We start from the raw sequence: 23288 nt of genomic DNA, 5'->3' as shown, positions 1-23288 counted from the left end.
AGCAGGCTCATGTGGCCCGCGCCGCGCGCTGCGTCAACCGCCCAGCACGCCGATATTCATGTTTTGATACATCCCCCAGAGCGCGGTGACGAATATCGAGATCATGCCGATGATCTGGATCGTCAGACGGTGCCAGGCCAGCCGCCGGAACACCGCGTCCAGATCGTGATCGCGCGTATGCAGTGCCCGAGCCGCGCGCAGGCTGAGCAGGCCCACGATCGACATCGGAAAGCCCAGCAGAAAGAGCGCCTGCGCGAATTCCACCGCATAGCCCCAGCCCAGAACGGCGCAACCGGTCAGCAGGAAGGTGCCCCCCGCGACGATCCAGATCCCTGCCTCATCGGCGATGTAGAGAAGCCGGCCCGTGGTGATGCGCAGCATCGCGACCAGATCCTCGGAGGCCTGCCCGCCCCGCCGCCGCGCGCGGGCGATCATGTCATAGGGCACGCCGAGGATCCAATGGCTCGCCGATGACCAGACGACGGCCAGCGCGATCCAGAACCAGAGATTGGAAAAGGACCGCATATCAATCATTTCAAAGACGGTGTCGTACCAATCCAATGCGCTGTCCTCTTGTGCGTCCGCCCTCTCTAGCCTGCCCGTCGCGGCTTGCCCAGACCCCGCGCCCGTTCCGGCAGGATGTGTTTCCCGCGCCCAACAGGAACCGGTCTGCGCCTCGCGCATTTTCTCCACATTGATCACTGGCAACCAAGATGAGAGGAGACCTTCATGCCACTCGAACACACGCCGCAGGATCACGCCGCAACGTCCGATCTCTACCCCACGCGCCGCCCCGACCGCGAAAGCTGGCAGGAGCGCCGCGATCCCGTGCTCTGGCAGGATTGGACCGAAAAGGCACCGATCACGCGCGACCAGGCAGAGGCGTTCGAGCGGGACGGGTTTCTGGTGCTGAAGGATATGTTCTCGGACGCCGAGATCCGCGCCCTGATCGACACCGCCGCCGCGCTGCGCCGCGATCTGGCGGGCAGCGCCTCGGATGAGGTGGTGACCGAACCCGGTTCCGACGCCGTGCGCACGGTGTTCAACCTCGAAACGCATCACGACCTGATGGAGCGGCTGTCGCGCGATGCGCGTCTGGCGGGGATTGCCCGCTTTCTCCTGGGGGACGAGGTCTATATCCACCAGAGCCGCCTGAACTACAAACCGGGCTTCACCGGCAAGGAATTCTACTGGCATTCGGATTTCGAAACCTGGCACGCCGAGGACGGCATGCCCCGGATGCGCGCCGTTTCGGCCTCGCTTCTGCTGACCGACAACCGCGCCCACAACGGCGCGTTGATGCTGATGCCCGGCTCGCACAAGAGTTTCATTTCCTGCCAGGGCGAGACGCCGGAGGCCAATCACGAAAGCTCGCTGCAAAAGCAGGAGATCGGCACGCCCTCGCAGGACGCGCTGCGCAAACTGGCCGAGCGGCATGGCATCACCGATGCCGAAGGCCCGGCCGGCACGCTGGTCCTGTTCGATTGCAACACGATCCACGGCTCGAACGGCAATATCACCCCCGATCCGCGCTCCAACGCGTTTTTCGTCTATAACGCGGTGTCGAACGCGCTGACCGAGCCTTTCGCGGCGAAAGCGCCCCGGCCGGACCACCTCGGCCACCGCGCCGCGCCCGAGCCGATCGTGATGCGCGATGGCGCCCTGGTCTGAGCCGAACGGAGCCTGCCGCGCGCCTCTGGACATGCGCGCGGCATGGGTGCATCACCGGGGCTGACCCGAGGCTTGACAGGTTCGACAGATGCGCCCGATGACACCCACCTTCCCCGCTCACCGCCCCCGCCGCCTGCGCCGCACCGAAGGGCTGCGCGCACTTGTGCGCGAAACCAGCCTCGGCCCCGAAGATTTCATCTGGCCGGTCTTCGTGCGCGATGGCGAGGGGATCGAGGAGCCGGTGCCCTCCATGCCGGGGGTGGTGCGCCGGTCGGTGGACAAGGTGGCCCAGGCCGCGCGCGAGGCGCATGCGCTCGGCATCCCCGCGATTTGCCTCTTTCCCTATACGGACGAAGAGAAAAAGACCGAGGATTGCGCCGAAGCCTGGAACCCCGACAACCTGTCGAACCGCGCGACCCGCGCGATCAAGGACGCGGTGCCGGACATGCTGGTGATGACCGATGTGGCGCTCGACCCCTATAACAGCCTCGGCCATGACGGCTTCGTCAAGGATGGTTATATCGTCAATGACCGCACCGTCGATGCGCTGGTGAAACAGACGCTCAGCCAGGCCCGCGCGGGCGCCGATATCATCGGCCCCTCCGACATGATGGATAGCCGCATCGCCGCCATGCGCGACGCACTCGAAGGCGAGGGGTTTCAAAACGTCGCGATCCTCAGCTATGCGGCGAAATATGCCAGCGCCTTCTACGGCCCCTTCCGCGACGCGGTCGGCGCGTCCGGCGCTTTGAAAGGCGACAAGAAAGGCTATCAGATGGACCCGGCAAATTCCGATGAGGCGATGCGCATGATCGCGCGCGATCTGGCCGAAGGCGCGGACATGGTGATGATCAAGCCCGGCATGCCCTATCTCGACATCTGCCGCCGCGCGAAGGACAGCTTTGCGGTGCCGACCTTCGCCTATCAGGTCTCCGGCGAATACGCGATGCTCGCCGGTGCGGCGGAACGCGGCTGGCTCGATGGCGATCGGGTGATGCTCGAAAGCCTGATGGCGTTCAAACGCGCCGGATGCGACGGGGTGCTCACCTATTTCGCGCCGCAGGCGGCACGTATCCTCAACGGCTAGCAGCCCATCGCCGAGCGGCCACAATCTCTGGTGACAGATCGGCGGAAGCTTGCTATGCTCACCTCCAACCGGCGTCACGACCGGGTTTCAAAGGCATCGGCATGAAAAGAGCAGACAGATGACATTCCTGACACGACGCGAGATGGTTCTCGCGCTGGGCGGCACCGCCCTTCTGGCGGGCTGCAACAACGGAGTCGGCGGCACCGGCGGGCCGCGCATCGATGCGCGCGTCGACGCGACGCTCGCCGAAATGTATCGCCGCTTTCCGGGCACGCGGAAACTGGCCGACGACGCGGCCGGCATGCTGGTCATGCCGCTGGTGACCGAAGCCGGTCTCGGCCTCGGCGGCGCCTTCGGCCGCGGCGCGCTGCGCGTCGGAGGCGTGACGGTCGATTACTATTCCACTGCCAAGGCCAGCGCCGGGCTCCAGATCGGAGCCCAGCAATACGCGCATGTTCTATTCTTCATGACGCAGGATGCCCTGATGAACTTCCGCCGCTCGCCCGGCTGGGCCGCCGGCGCGAATATCGAATACGCCATCCCCGAAGGCGGCGAGACGCTGGCGGCAGAGACCACGACATCGCTCGCCCCCGTCATCGCGGTCATCTTCGGCCAGGCCGGTTTGCGCATCGGCGCGACGCTCGAAGGGGTGAAGTACACCCGGATCATCCCCTGAGCCAAGAACGCGGCCTCGCGGCCGCGAAAGGGGGCGTTGCCCCCTCGGCCTGCGGCCTCACCCCCAAGGTATTTGACGCCCAAAGAAGCCGGGACCGATAGCGCAACCCTCTTCTCTGTTTCGAATCTCTGTTTCGAAAATATCTCGGGGGTCCGGGGGCAGCGCCCCCGCGTTTCCGTGATCGGAAACGTTGCGCGCGGTATCGCGCGCTTCTCGTCTCAGGCGCCCGAGCGCAGGATCTGGTCCATGCTCACTGACGGTTGCGCGCAACCCGCCTCTCCCACGATCCGGGCAGGCACGCCGGCCACCGTCTTGCAAGGCGGCACCTCTTCCAGCACGACCGATCCGGCCGCGATGCGCGAGCAGTTTCCCACCCGGATATTGCCGAGCACCTTCGCGCCCGCGCCGATGAGAACGCCGTCGCCGATCTTGGGATGGCGGTCTTCCTCTTCCTTGCCCGTGCCGCCCAGCGTGACGGAATGCAGCATCGACACATTGTCGCCGACCACCGCCGTTTCGCCGATGACGATGGAATGGGCGTGATCGATCATGATCCCCTGCCCGATCCGCGCCGCGGGGTGAATATCGACGCCAAAGGTCTCCGAGCACCGCATCTGCACGAAATAGGCCAGATCGCGCCGCCCTTGCCGCCAGAGCCAGTTGCCGACGCGGTAGCACTGGATCGCCTGGAAGCCCTTGAAGAAAAGCAGCGGTTGCAAAAACCGGTTGCAGGCCGGATCGCGTTCGTAGACCGCCGCGATATCGGCGCGCGCGGCCATTGCCAGATCGGGATCGGACCGGAATGCCTCGTCGCAGATCTCGCGCAGGATCTGCTCGGTCATCTCACCATTGGCGAGCTTCAGCGAAATCCGGTAGCTGAGCGCATTCTCAAGCCCTGCATGATGCAGGACCGAGTAATGGATCATCCCGCCCAGAAGCGGCTCGTCCCCGACGGCATCCTCGGCTTCCCTGACGATGCGGGCCCAGACCGGATCCACCGATGCAAGCTTGGTGCGCGTTTCGGCCATGCTTTGTCTCCTTTGACGCAGGCAGTCTACCAGATAGGATCGCGCGGGAAAATGCAAAGCCGAAATCGAGGGAGCGCTGTTTGACGAACAAGGACTATCGCAAACTGATCGCGGCACGGCTCGACGCGCTCGACGCCGAAGACGCCCGCGGGCGCGAGGCGCAATCGGTGGTCACGCTGGATCAACAGGCCGTGGGCCGGCTCTCGCGGCAGGACGCGCTGCTCGGCCAATCCATGGCCAAGGCGGCGCAGACCCGCCGCGACGCGCAGCGCAAGGCGCTACGCGCGGCGCTGCAGCGCCTTGACGCGGGTGAGTTCGGCTATTGCGACGACTGCGGCGAAGAGATCACACCGGCCCGGCTCGCGCTCGATCCGGCAGTCACGCGCTGCATCTCCTGCGCCTCCGGCTGATCCAACCGCGCACGAAGCGCGCCCAAGACGCAGAGCCACGCATCCAGGGCGTCCGGGCAGGCGAAGGACGTGCTGCCGCGCCGCCCGTGCCGCAAGGCCGCCGCCATCAGGCAGCCATCGCCGAACACCGGATGCGCGGCGCCCGAGCGCATGCGATACCGCGCCGCCGCCTCCGCATCGGCGATGATCCGCGCGATGGCCGCTTTGCGCCCGTCTGGAGGGATGCTGGCAGCGAAGGACACCGCCGCCAGCACGTCGTTATAGATCACCGGCCTCACACGATCACCCGCGCCGCCGGCCCCGGCCCGAACCGGGCCGAGATCTGTGCCACCGTGATCGCCGTGGCCGGCCCATCCGCTGCACGCAGCGCCGCCGGATAGCGCCAGTCCGGCCGGTCCAGTTCCACCTCGCGCAGCACGCCGCCCGCACCGATCACGCGCAACAGATACGCCTCGCGCTCTTCGCCGAGCGGGATCTCGCTCTCCCAGCCATCGGCATCGACGCGCCCGCGACGGATCCAGGACAGCGCCAGATCCCCGCCGGTCTCCTGCGCCCGCAGATGCACCGGGCTGAGCGGCCGAAGCCCGTTGCCGGCGAACGCCGCCTCGACATGCGTATAGGAAGCATGCCCATAGGGTTTCGATGCCGGTCCGATCCGGTAGTGCCGCCCCAGCAAGCGCCGCGCGGGCGGCAGGTCGATCTGCACCGGCGCGCCGTCGAGCAGCACGAAATACGCCCCCGCCTCCAACCGTTCGGGCGTCAGGGCATCCGTTCCCAGCTGGCCGCGCAGCAGCCCCGTCAGATGCCAGCCCTCCTGCGTCAACTCCGCGCTTTCGAACTGGATCACCTCCCATCCGTCCGGATCTCCGGTGCCGACCGCCGCGAGGTTCGCGCCGCTCAGAAGCGCGGTGTGCCCGACGCTTTCCAGAGCGCCGCCCGCCAAGCGCACGACCAGCCCCGCGCCGCGATCCACCACACCTGCCGGCGCGCGTTCCAGAGCCGTCAGCGTGACGCCGATTGTCGAGGCCACCGGCACCAACCGGTTCAGCGCATAGCCGTCATCTTGCGGCGCATCGAACACCGCGACCTCGCCGGGCCAGGGCTGCGCCGCGACCGCCAGATGCGGCGCATGAGGCAGCTCGTCGCCGGTCATCAGCGGCAGGTCGAGAAACAGCGGCAGAACCGGCCCCGTCGCCTCGAACCGTGCCGCGCGTGCGCCATCGCCCGGATACCCTGCCGGGCGATAGACCTCCGGCTCGATCCTCACGGCGTCGATCAGCTGATGCGTCGTCTGCTCCACCCGATCGATCCGCGCGGCGATCTCGCCGGGCATCCGCACCACGTCACCCGCGCCAAGCGCCTGCCGCGACAGCGGCAGTGAGAAACGCAACCCGTCACGCGACACCCGCGCCTCGGACAGCCACCGTTCCACAGCCTGCCGCCCTTCGCCGCGCGTCAGCAGCAGCGGCACCTCGCTTTCGGCAACCGCATGGGTTTCCTCGTCGGGCAACACCGATTCCTCGGCGATATTGCGATAATCCCCGTCGGCTTCGACGAACCCAAGCCGCACGCGGCCCGACATCTCCGCCTCCGAGGCCCGCGTCTCTACCGTATCGCCGCCCAGATCGTCATGCAGGGCCAGATCCTCGGCCTCCAGGGAAATCGCCCGCGCGCCGTCCCTGTTGCGGAACACCAGAGCGCCGTCCCGCTCGATCGCATCGAACCCATAGGCCAGCATCAGCGGCTGCAACGCCCGCCGCGCGTCGGCCACATCCGGCACCAGATAACCGCGCACGAACCCGTGCAGGCCGCTCACGTCATAGTCGCGCAAGCCCGCCCGCTCGCAAATTTCCGCCACGACCGACGCCAGCGGGCGCCCCGACACCCGCCCGTTGAGCCAATGCCCGCGCCGGTAGTTCGGCCCGTCCGACCACATCTCATCCGCGTTCGGGAACCACGGATAAGGCCGCGCATCCCATGCCCAGACGAACACCCGCCCCATATCGATCATCGGCCTGCCATAGACGTCCGACACCGGGTTGTTCGCCGGATCGCTCCAATAGCCGATCACCGCACGCAGATACTGCCGCTGGATCAACTCGTCCCGCAAGCCGTTGGAATAACGCGGCAACGTGCTTTCCGAGCTTTTCGGATCAAGAAACTTGTTCGGCTGGTTCGTCGCCTTGTCCACCGCCGCGCAGCCAATCTCGGTGAACCAGATCGGCTTCGATCCGGACACCCAATCGGTCGGGGTCGCCTGCCGCACCCCGCCTATGCGCTCGTGATGCGGCTGGCTCCACCAATTGCGGATATCCTTGTAACGGTAGATCCACGGCTCTCCATGCGCGCCGTCACTGATCGGCGTACGCTCCTGCGCATCCCGCGCATCCTCGGACGGGTAATACCAATCATACCCCTCGCCGCCCGCCACATTCGCGCGCAGGTAATCGAGGTTGTAGATCGACCCCCACTCCGCATCTGCATGGCTCTCGCCATCGCGCCAGTCGGACAGGCTCATGTAATTGTCGATGCCGATGAAATCGATATTCGCATCCGCCCAGAGCGGGTCGAGATGGAAATACACGTCCCCCGATCCATCCTGCGGCTGATAGCCAAAATATTCCGACCAATCGGCTGCATAGCCGATCTTCACATCCGGACCGAGAACGGCCCGGCACTCCGCCGCCAGCGCGATGAGCGCCGCCACCGCCGGAAAGCCCGACACCCCGCGAAGCTGTGTCAGGCTGCGCATCTCCGATCCGATGCAGAAGCCCGCAACCCCGCCCGCCAGCGCGCAAAGATGCGCCTGATGCAGGATGAACCGACGGTAGCCCCAGTCATGCGGCCCCGAATAGACGATCTCGCCGTCCTCCACGGCGAAATCGCTCGCCGACGCCATCCCGAAAAACGCCGCGACCTCGTCATCGACCGTCTGCGTTCCGCTGATATCGCCCGCCTGCCCCGGCGCCACGCTTGCGGTGATCCGCCCGCGCCAGGGCAGTTTCGGCTGCTCGGCCGCATCGCTCCACGGATCCGGCAAACCGTTGTCCGGCATCTGCTCCATCAGGATGAACGGATAGTAAAGAACATCCAGACCCTTGGCCTGCATCTCGGCAATCGACTGCAAGACGGACGCATCGCAAGGCGTGCCGCCATAAACCGGACGCCCCTCCTCGCGCGGCACAACACCAGCTTCAGAGCGCACCAGCCCGCCGACGCGCCACGGCATCGCGCCGCTATCGAGCGCCCTTTGCTCCACCTTTGGCCGGATCTCGCAGGAGCCGCAGCGCAGATCGCTGCCGAACCAGCTCACCACCAGCGATGCCGCCCCGCAATCCGGCACTTCGTCCACCAGATGCTTGAGCGACGTGCTGAAATCCGGCCTGTCCAACGGGCTGTTGACGTTCACCACTTTCGATTGCCCCGGCCCGATATCCAGCGCCACAGGTTCGGTCGCCAGCGAATACTCCCCCGTCCCGGGGATCATCGCCACACCGCGCAAATTGAACGGCACGTCATCCGGCGCATCCTGCACCGGGCGCGTCACCTCGAAGCTGAACTGAGGCACCCGGTTGCCGAAGCGCTCCAAATCCAGGTCCTCGAACACCACATAGGCCGTCCCGCGATAAGCCGGCACAGCGCCGATCCCCTCGACCGCCTCTATCGTGCTGTCCGGCATCTGATCGCGCGAGCCGGTATGAACCACCATGTTCAGATCGAAGACCGACAGCTCGGCCCCATCCGCCCAGACCCGGTTCACACCCGTGATCTCGCCTTCGCACAAAGCGACGGCAAGGCTCACGGAATAGCTGTATTCCTTGATCGTCGGCTGTTTGCTCAGCCCCTTGCCGCCGCCGGATTTCGACACGGTTTCCTTGAACCGGCTGGCCCATATGATGTGCCCGCCGACGCGCATCCGCCCGTAGACCTGCGCAATGGGCTGGCCCTCGCCCGCCGTGCTCAGCCGCAGCCGGTCGAGCCGCCCGGTCTCGATCGTCTGCCCGCCGCCGCCGAGAATGCGCTGATCGATCGCCCGGCCCAGCGACGCGCCCGCGAAACGCCCGACCGCCGTCATGGACAGCCCCAGAACCGATCCGCCAAAGCTGCTGCCCAAGGCAGCACCCGCCGCCGATAATACCAGTGTCGCCATCGTTCCTGCCCCTAACCCTTGTCGCTGAACGCGAACCGCGCCACGATCCGCCGCCGCCACGGCGCGCTCAGCGATGTCTCCAAAACCCCGCGCCCGCTATAGGCATGCACGAAACTCGCCTCCGGCCCGATGCGCGCCTGTATCCCCAGATGCTTGGCCACAGCCCCTTCTCGCATTCGGAACAGCAGCAGATCGCCCGCCGCCTCGCCGTGCAGATCGCGCGCATCCATCCGCGCCGCCAATCCGCGCCAAAGCCGCTCTTCGCCCCCCGCCTCGGACCAATCCGCGCTATAGGCCGGCACCGCCCCCGGCTCGCAGCCATGAAGCTCCCGCCAGATCCCGCGAATGAGCCCGAGGCAATCGGCCCCGACACCGCGCAGGCTCGCCTGATGAACATAAGGCGTCCCGATCCAGCCCCGCGCCGCCTTGACGACAAGCGTCACGCTTATCGCAGACTGCCCCCGTCGCGCCGCCGCGCCATGCTGGGATGGATCATCACCCATTCCTCCTGCGGAATATCGGGGAAGCCCTGGAAATTCAGCACATTGCCGAACTTCTCCCGGCAGGTCGCGAACCGCTTGTCGCACCCTGCGATCAACGCCACGCGATCCCCCGCTGCCAAGGTCGCCCGCAGCGGTTCCCAAAGCTCGACCCGCCGCGCGCCGCCCTCTCCGGCCACATCGCGCTTGACCGAACCCCAAAGCCCCTGCGCCGCACCGTCCAGCACGTTCAGCCGCCCTCGCTGGAACCATCCAGGATCGAACGCGCCCGGAACGCTCAGCACCATGCCGACCTCGAGAACCTCGGCCACCACCGCCTCGGCCCGAAACGCCGGATCGCTCAGATCAACACCGCAGGCCGCATCCCCCAGCACCGCCGAACAGGGCGCCTGATAGACCCGACCGACAGGCCGGTTGAGCCATTCCGTCAGCCCCCTCAGCTCCGCCTGGAACGCGCCGCCGGCCCTCGTGATCTCGCCCAGCGTTCCGCGAAACAGCACCTTGCGCGCCGCCACATCCGCCCAATTGACCAGCCACGTCGTCACCTCGGCCCCATCGAACCGGCCCGCCGCGATATCCGCCTCGGTCACGCTGCCATCCGAAAGCGCGCCCACCGCTTCGGAATTGTCCACCGCCAGCCCCGTGCCCTGCTGCAACGCCGCCGCGCTCATCCCGGTATCGGCGCGAAATACGAGCCCGTCGAACGCCAGATCCAGATCGTGATCGGTAAAGCCCAGCCGCGTCCCATCCTTGCGCCGCACCTCCCAGCACCGCGCAACCGTGGTCACGCCGCTCTCCAGATGCGCCTGAAGCGCCCCGCCGCTCATACCCGCACCTCGATCACCGGAACATCCGGCACCTCGCCCGCCTGAAACGTCGCTGCGCTGGTATGGATGCGATCGGTATCGAACCGCACCGGCACGTCGAACTCGAACCCCGCCGTCACCACCGCGCCAGCACCCGGAGCCGCCTCCAAAGTCACCAGCCCCGTCGCCACGTCAACGTCGAACGGCACCTCATCCCCATCGACCGCCACCACGACCGACCCGGCCACCGGCTTCGCAATGGGCCGCGCATAAGACGCCTCCCCCGACGCATAGCGCTTGACCAGCTGAAACACCCGCTGCGCCCCATCGCCCGCACCGATCACCTGATCCGTCGCCGCAACCACACCAGACGGTTTGTACGACCGGAAATCCGACCAGTCCTTCCAACGAAACCCGAACATCTGCCCCCGTCGCGCCTCGAAAAACGCGATAACCGTGTCGATATCGTCCAAGGACCGCAGCCCGATCCCCGCATCATACCGCCTGCGCGAATGTGCCCAGGGCGTGTTGCGTTCCTCGAATCCGCTGGCCAGCGTCACCACATCCGTCCGCCGCTCCGGCCCCCCGACGGAGCCAAAACTCAGCGCCGCCGGAAACCTCACCTCGTGAAACTGCATTCCCATCCCCTCACAAATTCCGCTGGCCCGAACCCAGCACCCGCCCCATCTGCGCCGCGATCTGGCTTTGAGAGCGCCGGAACCCCTGCACATCCGGCGTCGAGATATTCATCACCACGTTGACAGCCCGCCCGCCGCCACCCGCGCGCACGCCCAGTTTGCCATCCGGTCCGCGCGCCAGCGGCATGATGGCCTCCGGTCCCGCCTCGCCCATCAGCCCCATGCCGCCGCGCATCGGAAAGGTCGTCGGCCCGCTCACCACACCGCCATCCGCAAACGGCATCACGCGGCCCTGCGCGAAACTGCCGCCATCCGCGAAAGGCAACAGGTTGCCCAGCCCCTGCATCACCATCCCGCTCAGCTGGTCCTTCACCGGCGCCACCGCCGCCCGATAGCCCGCCCCCGCCATCGACCGCGCGATCCCGCCCAAAGCGTCCGACAGCGACATCCCGTCCTGCACCACGCCCTCGATCGCGCGGCCCAGCCCCCGGTTCAAAGCCCCCTCCAGCCGCGCCGCCCCCTTGCCCGTCTCCGCCAAGGACGCTTTCACCCGCCCCATCTCGGCCCGGAAACCGCTCGCCACATCGCCAGCCCCGGCAAGCGCTCCTTCCAGCGCGCCCACTTGCTCGGCGAACCCGCCCAATGCCTCAATCTCGATCATCGCCCGTTCCTTCTGTCCTGTCCGGGTAGGCCGCCATCAGCGCCTCCAGCCCGTCCCGCCGCAGGGGAGCGGCCCCGGCGCCGCGCCCAAGCAAAAGCTGCAATTCCGCTGGCGTCAGCGCCCAGAACTCCGCAGGCCGCAACCCCAGCCCCCGCATCCCCGCCCGCATCAGGGCAGGCCAGTCGAAGTGGCTCATGCCTCACCGACTGGCGTGAATGCCCGCGCCAGCAATTCCGCCGCCACCTTCGCCGCCCCCATCGGCCCGCCCTCGATCTCTGCGGCCAGCAGATCCGCCGCCGATCCGGGCCAGCCGCCCCCGCGCAACCCTGCCACGATCAACGCCAGCACATCCCGGCTCGAACACGCTCCGCCCTCGAACCGCGCCACCAGATCGACGAGCGATCCCTCGCCCAGCCCCGCCTCCAGCTCCGCCAGCGCCCCCAGCGTGAGCCGCAGCACATGCGCCTGCCCATCGATCACCAGCGCCACCTCTCCCCGCCAGGGATTCGCCATGGCCTAGACCGCCGCCGTGAAGGAAACCGCGCCCGCCGAGGCCAGCGACAATTCATACGTCGCCTCGCCATTATGCGAGCCCGCGTATTCCAGCCCCGTCACTTGGAACGGTGCCTGAACCACCCCGAAATCGGGAATGATGACCTGAAACGCCGGCATCTGGCTGTCGAAGAAAATCTGCCGCGCCCGCGCATCTGTCGCCGCGTCCTTGAACACGCCCGATCCCGAAATCGCCACGCTCCGCACACCAGCCCCGGCCAGCAACTCGCGCCAGCCGCCTTCGCTCTCCAGCGAGGTCACATCCACCGCTTCCGCGTTGAAACTGACCCGCGTGGCCCGCAAACCCGCCAATGTCTCGAACGTGCCATTGCCGTCCACATCGACCTTGACCAAAAGGTCCTTCCCGTTCTGAGCACCCATCGCCCACACTCCCTTTCCAGAAATCCCAAACGCCCTCAGGCGTCATCCTCAACCCGTGCCCGAAAGATCAGATCGACCCGTCGCCGCCCGTGCTTCTCGCGGCTCGCCGTGGCCCGCTTGAAGTTCAGCGCCACGAGCCGGCCCCGCTCCAGCGCCATGCCGCTGTCGATCAGCGCATCGCACACCGCCGCCGCGACCTGCTTGGCTTCCTGAAACCCCGCCTCGTCCGAAATCACCGACACCGCGAACTCATGCCACGCGCCGCGCCCGGTCTTGTCGCTCGCATCCACCGCCTTCTCCGGCCCCAGCGCGACGTACAAATCCGGCAACCGGCCCTTGGGCACCGCGTCGTAGATCCGCTCGCCCACCAGCACCGAAAGCCCCGCATCCGCCGCCAGTTCCCTATAAACCCCGGCCTGCAACGCCGCCGCCACCGCATAGCTCATGTCGCCACCTCCTCTTCGCAGAAGCACACCAGATACCGCCCGCCAGCATCGGCCTCGGTCACCGAATTGATCCGAAACACCCGGCCGCCCTGCCGGAACCGCTGCTCCGGCAAAGGCCGCGCCGAATGGCCCTGGGGCTGTCCGCGCACGACAATCCGAAACCCCGCAACAGACACCTGCCCCGCCTCGCCGCGCGTTTCCCGCCCCGTGCGCGGCGTGACCTCGCCCCACAGAACGCCCAGTTCCACCCAGCTTTCGCGCATCCCGCCAGCGCCATCCGGCACCGCCTCGAGCCGCTCCAGCACCAGCTTGGCCGTCAGCCGAACGCTCATGTCCCGAACCCCAGCCGCACGGGCCGATACCGTGCGATCAGGCTCGACACGCCGAACGGCATGCAGCCCTGCCCCAAAGCCGTTTCGTCCCGATACTCGTAGTAATGCGCCGCCAGCAGCATCACCGCCTGCGCCAGATCGGCAGGCAGATCCCCGAACGCCGCCGCCATGCCCGCCTCAAACCGCAACTCGACCGATCCATGCTCGGGAATGAACGGCAAACACGCGCCCATCGGCACCAGCTTCGGCGCATCTCCATCGCCGCCCAGCCCGTAGCGATCCGCCGGCACCACCGACGCGCCGCCAAACGCATCCACCAGCGTCACCTGCGTGACCGCCCGCACCGGCGCAATCGGCAAGACCTGCCCCGTCACATCGCGCCAGCGATGCAGCGTCAGCACGAAATCCCGCGCGAGCAGCGCCTTGCCCGTCCGCGCCTCCACCGCCGCAAGTGCCGCCCGCAGGAACCCGCCCAGCAGATCGTCCTGCAAGCCGTCCTCGGCAAACCCGCTGCCCATCCGCAGATGCGCGCGCAACTGCGCCACCGGCAGGGCCGCTTCCGGTATCTGGCTCTCTTCCATCAAATACATCTCGAATTCTCCGCAAACCTGTCCCGCGATCTGGTTGGGCGCGCGCCACCGCCGTTGCTCGGACGGAGGGGAGCGGCTAGACAACGCCGGCCTTCCGGCGCGCGCCCCATGAGGAAGACGGCACGCCGCCCTCCCCATGTCCGCACTCACCGCTTAGGCAGTGGCAAAGCGCAGCAGCTTGATCGCCGCGAAATCGCTCACATCGCCGCCCACACGCTTGGTCGCGTAGAACAGCACATGCGGCTTGGCGCTGAACGGATCGCGCAGGACGCGCAGGTCAGGACGTTCGGCAATCGTGTAGCCCGCACGGAAATCGCCAAAGGCAATCGCATCGGCGCCCGTGCCAATGTCCGGCATGTCCTCGGCCACCAGCACCGGATAACCCAGCAGACGCGCCGGTTCACCGCTGGCAAACCCGTCCGACCACAGATGACGGCCATCGGCATCCTTCAGCTTGCGCAGCGCGCCAGCCGTCTTGGAGTTCATCACGAAACTCGCGTTCGCGCGGTATTCCGCCCCCAGCGCATAGACCAGCTCGATCAGCGCATCGCCATTGCCGATATCGCCGTCCACACCGGTCGGGATGTAGCCAAGATTGCCCCAGGTCCAGACATCGTTGTCCACCGCCCCGTGGTTCAGAATACCGCGCGGCTTGTCATTGCCGTCGCCATTGATGAACGCCCCCGCCTCGGCGCGCGCAAAGGTGTCGGCGATCTTGCCCGCGAGCCAGGTCTCGATATCGAACGCCGTATCATCAAGCAGCCGCTGCGAGGCCTTGGGCATCGCGCTCAACTCGTGCAGCTTGATCGAAATGCGGTCAATCGTCGGCGTCCCGGTCTCGCTCCGCGCGCCGATCTCGTCGGCCCAACCGGCCCCGGCATCACCCTGATCGACCAGCACATCATAGCTCGACGCCTCTACATTGACGACAGACGCAATCGCCCGGATCGACGCCGAGCCGTTCAGCACGCCCTGAATCGTTTCCGACGTCACCGGATCGATGAGAAACCCGCCATCGCCATTCACTACCGTAGACATGGATTTCACATCCATCTCCAGCCCGCGCAGCGCATCCTCGTCGCCGCTGCGGATATAGGCATCGAAGGCGCGCGTATGCACATCCTCCGCCTTCACACCGCCCGCCAGCACCGGACGCCCCGTCACGCTCTTTCGATCCATCTTGGTCATACGCTCTTCCTGCTCCTGAAACTTCCTGTTGAACTCGTCCCGCTGGCGCTGCACATCGCCCACCAGCCCCGCCAGCGCCTGCCCCACCTGGGTAAAGGCAGACACATCTTCCCCGTTCCGCGACATGGTCCCGGTCTCACTCATCCCGATTTTCCCCTGAAAATAAGGCGCTTAACCCTGCGCCAAACCCCGGCGCGCATCCTCGATCATACGCGCCACCTCCCGCAGGCCCGCGCCGGGCACATCACCCTTCGCCGCCATCCGCGCACTGGGCAGCATCGGGAAGGTCACCAGCGACACCTCCCAAAGCTCCAGTTCCGTCAGAACCCTGCGGCCCTGCTTGTCCTTCACCGCCGATTTCGTGCGATAACCTATCGACAACCCGTCAATCGCCCCCGCTGCAATCAGCGCCGCCGCCTCGCGCCCCCGTTCGACGCTCTCCAGAATCCGGCCCTTCACATAGAGCCCCGTTGCGTCCTCGCGCACCTCGTCCCAAACCCCGATGGGCTGCGCGGGATCGTGCTGCCACAGCATCTTCACTGCGCGCCCGCCCTCGGCCAACCGCTGCAAAGACGCGGCATAAGCCCCCGCCGCCACCACATCGTTGCCCTGATCGCACTGCCCAAAGCGCGAGGCATAGCCCTCGATCACGCAGCCCTCGGCCACCGTCACCGCCTCGAACCCGCAAAACTTCCGTTCCAGTTCCATTCCCTGCCTCCTCACGGCGCCGCCTGCGCGACGCTCATCACCACATCGGCCATCACAGCCGCTGCAACCCCGTAAACCGCCAGCCAGATCCGCCGCTCCAGCCGCTCGATCAGCCCCTCGATCCGGTCCAGCCGCTCCGAAATCCCCTCGAACCGCAAAGACGTCACCCTCTCATGCGCCTCCAGCCGCAGCGCCGGCGCGCAATCGAACGGCTCATACCCCCCGCGCGCCTCACTCATCGGCCGCCGCCGGCAGGCCCAGCAGGCTGCGCTTCTCCCCAGCCGTCAGGAAATCCGCCCCCGCGACGCGCGCCCATTGCGCATCCCGCTCCGCCGCCAGCGCGGGCACCTGGTCGAGATCGGGCTTCAAAACCAATTCCTCGCCCACATGCTCCGACAACCACACCGACACCGCAGCCGACACCCGCGACACCAGCGGCAACACCGTCAGCCTGTAGAACGCCCGATGCGCCTCCGCATAATTGGCAAATGTCGCCTCGCCGGGAATCCCCAAGAGCATCGGAGGCACCCCGAACGCCACCGCAATTTCCCGCGCCGCCGCCTCCTTAGTCTTCTGGAACTCCATGTCCGACGGTGAAAACCCCATCGGCTTCCAGTCAAGCCCGCCTTCCAGCAGCATCGGCCGCCCCGCATTGCGCGCGCCCATATGGTGGCTCTCAATCTCCTCCACCAGCCGCTCGTATTGATCGTTCCCCATCCCCGAGACACCATCCGTCCCGCGATAGACGATCGCCCCCGAGGGCCGCGCCGCATTGTCCAGCAATCCCTTCGACCACCGCGACGCCGCGTTATGCACGTCCAATGCCTGCGCCGCCGCCACCATCGGGCTCAGTCCGTAATGATCGTCCTGCGGATGAAACGCCTTCACGTGACAGATCGGCGCGGCCCCCTCGCCCATCTCGAACCGATGCGCCTTGCCGCCCACGCCATACTCATAGGCGACCGGCCAGCCATCCGCCCCGGGAACCAGCTTCATCCGGTCCGAGCGCAGCACATGCAGCTCCCCCGGCACGCCGTCGCCGACCGCCTCGAAATACCCGTCCCCCGACAGCATCAACTGCCCATAGAACGCCTCGAACAGCTCCGCCTGCCCCTGCGCCGGGTTGGGACGCCGCAGCAGGTCCAGCACCGGATGCGCCTCATAGCGCCGCTCCGCATCCTGCAACACCAGCGGCACCGCAGCGCCCGCTTCCGCGATCAGTTTCACCGCCCGGAACCCCACCGGGTTGCCGACGAACCCCGACCGCGTCAGCGACGACGTGTCCCGCGCCGACCAGGCAACCCGTCCCATGTTCTGCCACGCCACCACCGGCCCCGTCGCGCTTGCCTTGGCCTCTGCCGGTTCAGCCGCCTTGCGGTCCCGCCGAAACATATTCCACCCCATATTCCCTGCTCTCCTGCCGCTCTGCCGCCTGATGAAAACAACCTGACAGACAAAGGTTAACGATCGTAAACTACAGCGTGCGCACCCTCGGCCGCCGCCACTCCGCCGCGCGCGCGATCACCAGATCGGTCAGCGCCCAGACCAGCGCATCCAGCCGGTCGGGCGATCCCGCGCCCTCGAATCCCGTCCGCGCCATGCGGCACATCTCGTCCTCCAGCGCGTCGAACACGCCGAAATGCTGCACCCGCCCCTGCTCGTAGAGCGCAGCCACAGGCTCCGCCCGCGCGCTTTTCGATTTCGACGCATGCACCCGGATCACCGGCACCATGGGATCGACCTGCCGCAACACGGTCTCCACCATGTCGCCCCCCTGATTGACCTCCGCCACCAGCGCGGACGCCCCCCAGCGCTCCATCGCCGTGATCGCACGCCGCGCCCAGACCAGCGGCGACACGCCCTGCACGCTCGCATCCTCCAGCACCACCGCCCGCCAATCCTGCGGCGGCCCGTCCGTCACAACCCCGGCCACCACGATACCGCAGGCATCCGACCGCTTGCCCGACCCCGCCGGCGGGTCAACCGCCACCACGATCCGGTCGAACTCCGGCAGGCTCTCGCAGCGCGCCGCCTCCAGGCCGGCAAGCGTCCAAAGCGCGCCCTCGACCTCCTCCAGCAGATCGCCATCCAACTCCTGCCGCCCCAGCCGCGTCCCCGCATAGCGCGCCCGCACCTCATCGAGGAACGACGCCGCCAGATAGGCCCGGTTCGCCTCAGTCGGCGCCCGTGTCACCACCGTCGATGGCGCCGCCAGCAAATCCTTCAAAACGCCGACATTCCGGGGCGTCGTCGTCACGCACACGCGCGGATCATCCCCAAGCCGAAGCGTGAACTGCAGCATGTCCCACGCCTCCTGCCCGCGCTTCCACTTGGCCAATTCATCCACCCAGGCGGAATCGAATTGCGGCCCGCGCAAACTCTCCGGATCATGCGCCGAACAGGCCACCGCCTCCGCGCCGTTCGGCCAACGCAGCACCCGCCGCGTCGCCAGCCATTCGGGCCGCCGGTCGGGAGGCGAGCACGCCATGATCCCGCTATCTCCGAAGATCATCACTTCGCGCACCTGGTCCAGCGTCTCGCCCACCAGCGCCACGCGCTTCGCCCGCCCGCCGTCCAACGGCCGCGCCCCCTCGACCATCGCCCGAACCCATTCGGCACCGGCGCGGGTTTTCCCCGCGCCGCGCCCACCAAGGATCACCCAGTTGCGCCAGTCCCCCTCAGGGGGCAACTGATGCGCATGGGCCCAGAACTCGAACAGGTAGGGCAGCGCCAAAAGCGCCCCCGGCACCGCCTCAAGCTCCGTCAGAAACGCCTCTCTCACGGCAGCACTTTCGGAGCCGATCCAATCGGCACCCGACAACATCCCGCGCCGCGTCAAGATCGAGCCCGTAGCTTCCGCTGACCCGTGCGGTCTCTCTCCGATGCCGCTCAATCTGCACCTCCGTTTCCTTGGCGTGTTTCAGCCAGACCCGGAGATCGGACAGGATCCTGCCTGCCTCGCCCCCGGTCCCACTCTCTCCGGCCTCGACCTTCTCGCGCAGGGCGGCCACCATCTCCCGAATGGTCGCCAATTCCCGCGCAATGGCCGCGCGCTCGCTCTCAAGCGCGCCGCCCTCTTCGCTCGCAGTGATAAGGATCCCCAAACCCTGCCCCCTTGTGCTGAATGGATCTCCGTCCATCACGCCGATGCGTGGCACGCAGGAAGCAATAAACAGGCAAATCGCAAAGACGCCGCTAACGCGGCGCGCGCCGCGTTAACCCCTTGGCGCAACCGGATGCGTCAACGCATCCGTCCATGTCCGTTAACGGACATGCCCCGCCCTACCAAACCCCCTTGCGCACAAGGTTCAGCCCCAGAAACAGAAACACATAGAGCAGCAATCGCCGGAACCCGTCATTCGAAAGCCGCCCCCGCACATGCGCGCCGATCGTGAACCCGATCAGCGTCGGCACCACTAGAAGCGCCGAAACCGCCGCCAACTCCGCCGTCAGCAACCCCTGCCGCAGATAGCCCAGCGTCAAGGGCACGCTGCCCAGAAAGATCAAAAGCCCCGTCGCGCGCACGAACTCGTCCTTCGGCACCCGCCGCGCCGTCAGGTAGATCACCATCGGCGCACCCCAAATCCCCGACAGCCCGCCCAGCACACCCGCAACCGCGCCGAACACCCCCTGCGCCAGCCGGTCGAAACGCAGCCCGAGCTCCGGCACCTCGAAGCGCAGATTGACCGCCGAGAAAAGAACGATCGACAGCCCCGTCGCAAGGAAAATCACCCGGTCCGGCACGGTCGCGGACAGCGCCACCGTCAACAGGATCACCCCCGCCAGAACCGCCGCAAAGAGCCAATAGCGCCGCAGCGCAAGCCCGATCCCGCCCATCTGCCAGACCTGCCAGCCATTGCTGACCACCATCGGCAACAGGACCAGCGCAATCGCCACGCGCGGCTCGACCGCCAGCGTCAGAAGGCTGATCGACGCCGCCGGAAGGCCGATCCCGACCATTCCCTTGATCGCCCCAGCGACCAGCAGGACCGCCGCTCCCAGCGCAAAAAGCTCGACCGGCCCCATCCCCGCGCTCCTTCATCCGGCGTCAGTTGTCCCGCTGCGCCTCCAGCGCGCGATAGGCGGCGACATTGCGGTTGTGCTCGGCCAGCGTCTCGGCAAAGACATGCCCATCCGCCGGATCGAGCGTTCTGGCCACGAAGAAGACGTAATCGCTATCCGCCGGGTTCAGCGCCGCCTCGATGCTCGCCCGCCCCGGATTGGCAATCGGCGTCGGCGGCAACCCGTCGATCAAATAGGTGTTCCACGGCGTCTCGCGCCGCAACTCGCTCTGCCGGATCCCGCGCCCCAGTACGCCCTCGCCCTTCGTCAGCCCATAAATCACCGTCGGGTCGGTCTGCAGACGAATACCGCGCTCCAGACGGTTGGTGAACACGCTCGCGACCAGGAAGCGCTCCTCCGGCGTGCCGGTCTCCTTCTCGATGATCGACGCCAGGATCAGCGCCTCCTCCGGGCTCTCCAGCGGCAACCCATCGGCACGGTTCGCCCAGGCCTCCGCCAGGATCGCCTCCTGCCGCGACTGCATCTGCGCGATCAGATCGCCGCGCTCGTCCCCGGGGCTGATCTCGTAACTGTCGGGGGCAAGCGTGCCTTCCGCGGGCACCTCGTCAACCTCGCCCTCCAGAACGTCGATCTGCCCCAACTCCTGCACCACCTGCCAGCTGGTCACACCCTCGGCGAGCGCCACCCGGTAGCGCGTATCGGCCTGAGCCTTGACCCCGGCATAGGCTTCGGGCGCCTCGGCCTCGGCCGGATCGAATTTCACCAGTTCCTCGAACCGCCCCGTCGCGGGATCGAGCTCGCGCACCTGCACCGTCGCACCGGTGATCCCTACGCGATACACGACCTCCGTGCCGCATGTGCTGGCCCCGCCGCGCGTGATGATATCCACGATATCCGCCATCGACGCACCCTCGGGCACGAGGTAGGAGCCGGCCTTCAGATCACCCGTCTTGCCCGCGTAATCGGCCCCGATGCGAAACAGCGCCCCGCTCGACACGGCGCCCTGATCCTCCAGCGAGGCGGACACGCGCCGAAAATTCGACCCCCGTTCGACCTGCACGCAGATCGCCTGCGCCAACGGCCCCTCGCCGCGGTATTCGTTCTGCGCCCAGACCAGCAGACCGCCGCCCAGAAAAACAAGAATGACCAATATGGTCAGCGCGTTGGACGCGATATGTCGCCACATGTCCTAGCCGTCCACCCGGCCGAACAGAACGCTCGCATTGGTGCCGCCGAAGCCGAAACTGTTGGACAGCGCATAACGGATCTCGCGCTCGCGCTTGGCATTCGGCGCCAGATCGACCGGCGTTTCCACCGCCGGAGTGTCCAGGTTGATCGTCGGCGGCGCCACCTGGTCGCGGATCGCCAGGATCGAGAAGATCGCTTCGATCGCCCCCGCCGCGCCCAGCAGATGCCCCGTCATCGACTTGGTCGAGGACATCGTGACCGTGCCGGCCGCATCGCCCATCATCCGCTCGACCGCCTGCAACTCGATCACATCCGCCATCGTCGAGGTGCCATGCGCATTGATGTAATCGATATCCGCCGGCGCGACCCCGGCATGATCGAGCGCCGCACGCATCGACCGCTCCCCGCCCTCGCCATCCTCGGACGGCGCGGTGATGTGATGCGCATCCCCCGACAGACCGTAGCCGCACACTTCCGCATAAATCTTCGCGCCGCGCGCCCTTGCGTGCTCGAGCTCCTCCAGCACGACAACCCCCGCGCCCTCGCCCATCACGAACCCGTCGCGATCGACATCATAGGGCCGGCTCGCCGCCTTCGGATCGTCGCCGCGCTTGGTCGACAGCGCCTTGCACGCGTTGAACCCGGCAATCCCGATTTCCGAAATCGCCGCCTCGGCCCCGCCCGCGACCATCACATCGGCATCGCCGAACATGATCAGCCGCGCCGCATCGCCGATCGCATGCGCCCCGGTGGAACAGGCGGTCACAACCGCATGGTTCGGCCCCTTGAAGCCGTATTTGATCGACACATTGCCCGAAATCAGGTTGATCAGCGCGCCGGGAATAAAGAACGGCGACACCCGCCGCGGCCCCTTGTCCCGGATCAGCAGCGCGGTCTCGGCAATCGAATTGAGGCCGCCGATCCCCGAGCCGATCATCACCCCGGTGCGCCGCCGCGCCTCTTCATCTTCGGGCATCCAGCCGGCATCGCGCACCGCCTGATGCGCCGCCGCCATCCCGAACAGGATGAACTCATCGACCTTGCGCCGCTCCTTCTTGTCGAGATAGGCATCGGGATCGAACGTGCCGTCCGAGCCGTCGCCATAGGGCACTTCGCAAGCATAGCTCGTGGCAAGATGGCTGGCGTCGAACTTGGTGATCGTCCCCGCGCCCGACTGCCCGTCCAGCAGCCTGCGCCACGTTTCCTCGACCCCGTCCGCGAGCGGCGTCACCAATCCCAAACCCGTCACGACAACCCGGCGCATAAACCCGTCCTTCCTTCAAATCGACTTTCCCGCTCTTACCGCGTTCCAGACAATTGCCGCAAGAGCGCAAGCACCGGGCTTCAACCCGCTTTCTTCTTGCCGGAAATATCCCGGGGGCTTGGGGGCTGGCCCCCAAAACACGGCGCGAACCACGGGCAACGCGTCAGCCGCGTCAGGCCCAACGCCCGCCCAGATCCTCCCGCGCATGCTCGACCCAATGCTCCTGCAACCAGCCGGTCGGCTTCGCATATCGAATGAGCGATCCGCGATAGCCTTCGATCGCCTCGGGCATCTTGGGCCGGCCATGAAAACACACCACCTTCGCCCCCTCCGGCAATCGCGCAGGATGCAGGTAATTGCGCGGAAACGGGTTGCAATCATACTTGAAGCTCACCACCCAACCCTCTGGAATATAGGTGAAAGCCCCGCGCTCCATCGCCTTGTGAGAGGTATAGCGCTGCTCCGATCCGCGCGCTGCCTCGACCTCCTCATACGGCCGCGCCGCCAGATTGTCATACAGAAACCCGTGACGCGCCGGATCGAAACGAAACACCGATCCATGCCCCGTCGGACGCCCCTTGCGCGCCTCGGTCCAGTCGTGCCGCATCAGCACATCGCCCGGCGCCAGATCGAACAGCGGATCCAGATCGCCGGTGATCACCACATCGAGATCGAAGCCCAGAACCGGCCCTTGCAAATCCGCAATCGCACCCGGACGGAAGAGCGAAACCTTGCGCATCGCACCCTGCCGGTTGGCGACGGCCAACGCCTCGGCCATCGGCTCCGCAAAGGGCTCGACCGGCAGCCCGATCACCTCGATATCGGGATGCAGCCCCGCCGCGTCCTCGGTCATGCAGACGAACCGCACCGGCCGCGACAGGTTGCGCCGCACGCCGGAATAAAGCCGGTTCACATAATCCGGCCCGAAGAGCGCGCCCCATTTGATACAGGCCACCGTTGCCGGGCCACCAGTCTTGTCGATCATGCCG

Annotated in this window: 28 protein-coding genes; 4 read left to right on the top strand and 24 right to left on the bottom strand. The window is 66.8% G+C overall.

Annotation, left to right across the window (positions count from 1 at the left end; genetic code table 11):
- Positions 1–33 precede the first annotated feature (33 nt).
- The gene (locus M3465_RS15610; protein WP_249502700.1) at positions 34–561 is read right to left on the bottom strand and encodes a component of SufBCD complex; all 528 of its coding nucleotides are present in this window, start codon (positions 559–561) and stop codon (positions 34–36) included.
- 168 nt (positions 562–729) lie between these two features.
- Here M3465_RS15610 and thpD point away from each other — a divergent pair, with 168 nt between their 5' ends.
- The 3 genes from thpD to M3465_RS15595 all read left to right on the top strand — a co-directional run bounded on the left by thpD (position 730) and on the right by M3465_RS15595 (position 3434).
- Positions 730–1671: an ectoine hydroxylase gene (gene thpD / locus M3465_RS15605; RefSeq protein ID WP_249502699.1), complete on the top strand. Its 942-nt coding sequence runs from the start codon at positions 730–732 to the stop codon at positions 1669–1671.
- Between the two features lie 97 nt (positions 1672–1768).
- Positions 1769–2758 carry a porphobilinogen synthase gene (gene hemB, locus M3465_RS15600; RefSeq protein WP_502846121.1) on the top strand — a complete coding sequence of 330 codons (990 nt, stop codon included), beginning with the start codon at positions 1769–1771 and terminating at the stop codon, positions 2756–2758.
- A 118-nt stretch (positions 2759–2876) separates the two neighbouring features.
- Positions 2877–3434 carry a lipid-binding SYLF domain-containing protein gene (locus M3465_RS15595; RefSeq protein ID WP_249502697.1) on the top strand — a complete coding sequence of 186 codons (558 nt, stop codon included), beginning with the start codon at positions 2877–2879 and terminating at the stop codon, positions 3432–3434.
- Between the two features lie 218 nt (positions 3435–3652).
- Here M3465_RS15595 and cysE read toward each other — a convergent pair whose 3' ends face one another.
- The gene (cysE, locus tag M3465_RS15590; protein ID WP_249502696.1) at positions 3653–4462 is read right to left on the bottom strand and encodes a serine O-acetyltransferase; all 810 of its coding nucleotides are present in this window, start codon (positions 4460–4462) and stop codon (positions 3653–3655) included.
- A gap of 80 nt (positions 4463–4542) precedes the next feature.
- Here cysE and M3465_RS15585 point away from each other — a divergent pair, with 80 nt between their 5' ends.
- Positions 4543–4872, top strand: a complete 330-nt coding sequence (locus tag M3465_RS15585) for a TraR/DksA family transcriptional regulator (RefSeq protein WP_249502695.1) — start codon at positions 4543–4545, stop codon at positions 4870–4872.
- Here the strand turns inward: M3465_RS15585 and M3465_RS15580 are convergent.
- From M3465_RS15580 to M3465_RS15475, 22 genes are all read right to left on the bottom strand, one after another.
- A complete protein-coding gene (locus M3465_RS15580) occupies positions 4782–5150 on the bottom strand; it encodes a DUF7742 family protein (RefSeq protein ID WP_249502694.1) in 369 nt (122 codons plus the stop codon). The genes M3465_RS15585 and M3465_RS15580 overlap by 91 nt on opposite strands.
- On the bottom strand, positions 5147–9022 hold the full coding sequence (locus M3465_RS15575) for a baseplate multidomain protein megatron (RefSeq protein ID WP_249502693.1): 3876 nt from the start codon (positions 9020–9022) through the stop codon (positions 5147–5149). The genes M3465_RS15580 and M3465_RS15575 overlap by 4 nt, the downstream gene beginning before the upstream one ends.
- 11 nt (positions 9023–9033) lie before the next feature.
- Positions 9034–9465: a C40 family peptidase gene (locus M3465_RS15570; RefSeq protein ID WP_249502692.1), complete on the bottom strand. Its 432-nt coding sequence runs from the start codon at positions 9463–9465 to the stop codon at positions 9034–9036.
- Positions 9466–9467: 2 nt separating this feature from the next.
- Entirely contained in the window at positions 9468–10349 is an 882-nt protein-coding gene (locus tag M3465_RS15565; protein WP_249502691.1) for a phage/gene transfer agent baseplate hub protein, read from the bottom strand.
- Positions 10346–10966 (bottom strand): DUF2460 domain-containing protein, encoded by a 621-nt coding sequence (locus M3465_RS15560; RefSeq protein WP_249502690.1) that lies wholly within the window; start codon positions 10964–10966, stop codon positions 10346–10348. Before M3465_RS15560 ends, M3465_RS15565 begins: the two co-directional genes overlap by 4 nt.
- 10 nt (positions 10967–10976) lie before the next feature.
- Positions 10977–11627 (bottom strand): RcGTA-type gene transfer agent tail tape measure protein, encoded by a 651-nt coding sequence (locus tag M3465_RS15555; protein ID WP_249502689.1) that lies wholly within the window; start codon positions 11625–11627, stop codon positions 10977–10979.
- Positions 11614–11823 carry a rcc01693 family protein gene (locus tag M3465_RS15550; RefSeq protein ID WP_249502688.1) on the bottom strand — a complete coding sequence of 70 codons (210 nt, stop codon included), beginning with the start codon at positions 11821–11823 and terminating at the stop codon, positions 11614–11616. Before M3465_RS15550 ends, M3465_RS15555 begins: the two co-directional genes overlap by 14 nt.
- On the bottom strand, positions 11820–12140 hold the full coding sequence (locus tag M3465_RS15545; protein WP_249502687.1) for a gene transfer agent family protein: 321 nt from the start codon (positions 12138–12140) through the stop codon (positions 11820–11822). The genes M3465_RS15550 and M3465_RS15545 overlap by 4 nt, the downstream gene beginning before the upstream one ends.
- A 3-nt stretch (positions 12141–12143) precedes the next feature.
- Complete coding sequence (locus M3465_RS15540) at positions 12144–12560, bottom strand: phage major tail protein, TP901-1 family (RefSeq protein ID WP_249502686.1); 417 nt, start codon at positions 12558–12560, stop codon at positions 12144–12146.
- 35 nt (positions 12561–12595) lie between these two features.
- Positions 12596–13006, bottom strand: coding sequence for a DUF3168 domain-containing protein (locus M3465_RS15535; RefSeq protein ID WP_249502685.1), 411 nt, complete (start codon positions 13004–13006; stop codon positions 12596–12598).
- A complete protein-coding gene (locus M3465_RS15530) occupies positions 13003–13338 on the bottom strand; it encodes a head-tail adaptor protein (RefSeq protein WP_249502684.1) in 336 nt (111 codons plus the stop codon). Before M3465_RS15530 ends, M3465_RS15535 begins: the two co-directional genes overlap by 4 nt.
- Complete coding sequence (locus M3465_RS15525; RefSeq protein WP_249502683.1) at positions 13335–13928, bottom strand: head-tail connector protein; 594 nt, start codon at positions 13926–13928, stop codon at positions 13335–13337. Before M3465_RS15525 ends, M3465_RS15530 begins: the two co-directional genes overlap by 4 nt.
- 153 nt (positions 13929–14081) lie before the next feature.
- Entirely contained in the window at positions 14082–15260 is a 1179-nt protein-coding gene (locus M3465_RS15520) for a phage major capsid protein (RefSeq protein ID WP_249502682.1), read from the bottom strand.
- Between the two features lie 27 nt (positions 15261–15287).
- Positions 15288–15824, bottom strand: a complete 537-nt coding sequence (locus M3465_RS15515) for an HK97 family phage prohead protease (protein ID WP_249502681.1) — start codon at positions 15822–15824, stop codon at positions 15288–15290.
- 11 nt (positions 15825–15835) lie between these two features.
- A complete protein-coding gene (locus M3465_RS15510) occupies positions 15836–16063 on the bottom strand; it encodes a GTA head formation protein, RCAP_rcc01685 family (RefSeq protein WP_249502680.1) in 228 nt (75 codons plus the stop codon).
- Positions 16056–17228: a phage portal protein gene (locus M3465_RS15505; protein ID WP_249502679.1), complete on the bottom strand. Its 1173-nt coding sequence runs from the start codon at positions 17226–17228 to the stop codon at positions 16056–16058. Before M3465_RS15505 ends, M3465_RS15510 begins: the two co-directional genes overlap by 8 nt.
- A 70-nt stretch (positions 17229–17298) precedes the next feature.
- Positions 17299–18648: a DNA-packaging protein gene (locus M3465_RS15500; RefSeq protein WP_249502741.1), complete on the bottom strand. Its 1350-nt coding sequence runs from the start codon at positions 18646–18648 to the stop codon at positions 17299–17301.
- Positions 18578–18928 (bottom strand): hypothetical protein, encoded by a 351-nt coding sequence (locus M3465_RS15495; RefSeq protein ID WP_249502678.1) that lies wholly within the window; start codon positions 18926–18928, stop codon positions 18578–18580. The genes M3465_RS15500 and M3465_RS15495 overlap by 71 nt, the downstream gene beginning before the upstream one ends.
- A gap of 178 nt (positions 18929–19106) precedes the next feature.
- Positions 19107–19850, bottom strand: coding sequence for a sulfite exporter TauE/SafE family protein (locus M3465_RS15490; protein ID WP_249502677.1), 744 nt, complete (start codon positions 19848–19850; stop codon positions 19107–19109).
- Between the two features lie 22 nt (positions 19851–19872).
- Positions 19873–21033, bottom strand: coding sequence for an endolytic transglycosylase MltG (mltG, locus tag M3465_RS15485; protein ID WP_249502676.1), 1161 nt, complete (start codon positions 21031–21033; stop codon positions 19873–19875).
- Between the two features lie 3 nt (positions 21034–21036).
- Complete coding sequence (gene fabF / locus M3465_RS15480) at positions 21037–22299, bottom strand: beta-ketoacyl-ACP synthase II (RefSeq protein ID WP_249502675.1); 1263 nt, start codon at positions 22297–22299, stop codon at positions 21037–21039.
- A 172-nt stretch (positions 22300–22471) separates the two neighbouring features.
- Positions 22472–23284: a glycosyl transferase gene (locus tag M3465_RS15475; RefSeq protein ID WP_249502674.1), complete on the bottom strand. Its 813-nt coding sequence runs from the start codon at positions 23282–23284 to the stop codon at positions 22472–22474.
- Between the last annotated feature and the right edge of the window lie 4 nt (positions 23285–23288).

Origin of the sequence: Marivita sp. GX14005 (genome assembly GCF_023370775.1) — a bacterium.
Lineage (GTDB): Bacteria > Pseudomonadota > Alphaproteobacteria > Rhodobacterales > Rhodobacteraceae > Marivita.
This window is presented reverse-complemented; position numbering and strand designations above follow the sequence as displayed.

Excerpts from the sequence above, each read along its gene's own strand:
- thpD (WP_249502699.1), top strand. The coding sequence starts at position 730 with ATGCCACTCGAACACACGCCGCAGGATCACGCCGCAACGTCCGATCTC.
- hemB (WP_502846121.1), top strand. The coding sequence starts at position 1,769 with ATGACACCCACCTTCCCCGCTCACCGCCCCCGCCGCCTGCGCCGCACC.
- M3465_RS15595 (WP_249502697.1), top strand. The coding sequence starts at position 2,877 with ATGACATTCCTGACACGACGCGAGATGGTTCTCGCGCTGGGCGGCACC.
- cysE (WP_249502696.1), bottom strand. The coding sequence starts at position 4,462 with ATGGCCGAAACGCGCACCAAGCTTGCATCGGTGGATCCGGTCTGGGCC.
- M3465_RS15575 (WP_249502693.1), bottom strand. The coding sequence starts at position 9,022 with ATGGCGACACTGGTATTATCGGCGGCGGGTGCTGCCTTGGGCAGCAGC.
- M3465_RS15565 (WP_249502691.1), bottom strand. The coding sequence starts at position 10,349 with ATGAGCGGCGGGGCGCTTCAGGCGCATCTGGAGAGCGGCGTGACCACG.
- M3465_RS15560 (WP_249502690.1), bottom strand. The coding sequence starts at position 10,966 with ATGCAGTTTCACGAGGTGAGGTTTCCGGCGGCGCTGAGTTTTGGCTCC.
- M3465_RS15555 (WP_249502689.1), bottom strand. The coding sequence starts at position 11,627 with ATGATCGAGATTGAGGCATTGGGCGGGTTCGCCGAGCAAGTGGGCGCG.
- M3465_RS15550 (WP_249502688.1), bottom strand. The coding sequence starts at position 11,823 with ATGAGCCACTTCGACTGGCCTGCCCTGATGCGGGCGGGGATGCGGGGG.
- M3465_RS15545 (WP_249502687.1), bottom strand. The coding sequence starts at position 12,140 with ATGGCGAATCCCTGGCGGGGAGAGGTGGCGCTGGTGATCGATGGGCAG.
- M3465_RS15540 (WP_249502686.1), bottom strand. The coding sequence starts at position 12,560 with ATGGGTGCTCAGAACGGGAAGGACCTTTTGGTCAAGGTCGATGTGGAC.
- M3465_RS15535 (WP_249502685.1), bottom strand. The coding sequence starts at position 13,006 with ATGAGCTATGCGGTGGCGGCGGCGTTGCAGGCCGGGGTTTATAGGGAA.
- M3465_RS15530 (WP_249502684.1), bottom strand. The coding sequence starts at position 13,338 with ATGAGCGTTCGGCTGACGGCCAAGCTGGTGCTGGAGCGGCTCGAGGCG.
- M3465_RS15525 (WP_249502683.1), bottom strand. The coding sequence starts at position 13,928 with ATGTATTTGATGGAAGAGAGCCAGATACCGGAAGCGGCCCTGCCGGTG.
- M3465_RS15520 (WP_249502682.1), bottom strand. The coding sequence starts at position 15,260 with ATGAGTGAGACCGGGACCATGTCGCGGAACGGGGAAGATGTGTCTGCC.
- M3465_RS15515 (WP_249502681.1), bottom strand. The coding sequence starts at position 15,824 with ATGGAACTGGAACGGAAGTTTTGCGGGTTCGAGGCGGTGACGGTGGCC.
- M3465_RS15510 (WP_249502680.1), bottom strand. The coding sequence starts at position 16,063 with ATGAGTGAGGCGCGCGGGGGGTATGAGCCGTTCGATTGCGCGCCGGCG.
- M3465_RS15505 (WP_249502679.1), bottom strand. The coding sequence starts at position 17,228 with ATGGGGTGGAATATGTTTCGGCGGGACCGCAAGGCGGCTGAACCGGCA.
- M3465_RS15500 (WP_249502741.1), bottom strand. The coding sequence starts at position 18,648 with ATGTTGTCGGGTGCCGATTGGATCGGCTCCGAAAGTGCTGCCGTGAGA.
- M3465_RS15490 (WP_249502677.1), bottom strand. The coding sequence starts at position 19,850 with ATGGGGCCGGTCGAGCTTTTTGCGCTGGGAGCGGCGGTCCTGCTGGTC.
- mltG (WP_249502676.1), bottom strand. The coding sequence starts at position 21,033 with ATGTGGCGACATATCGCGTCCAACGCGCTGACCATATTGGTCATTCTT.
- fabF (WP_249502675.1), bottom strand. The coding sequence starts at position 22,299 with ATGCGCCGGGTTGTCGTGACGGGTTTGGGATTGGTGACGCCGCTCGCG.
- M3465_RS15475 (WP_249502674.1), bottom strand. The coding sequence starts at position 23,284 with ATGATCGACAAGACTGGTGGCCCGGCAACGGTGGCCTGTATCAAATGG.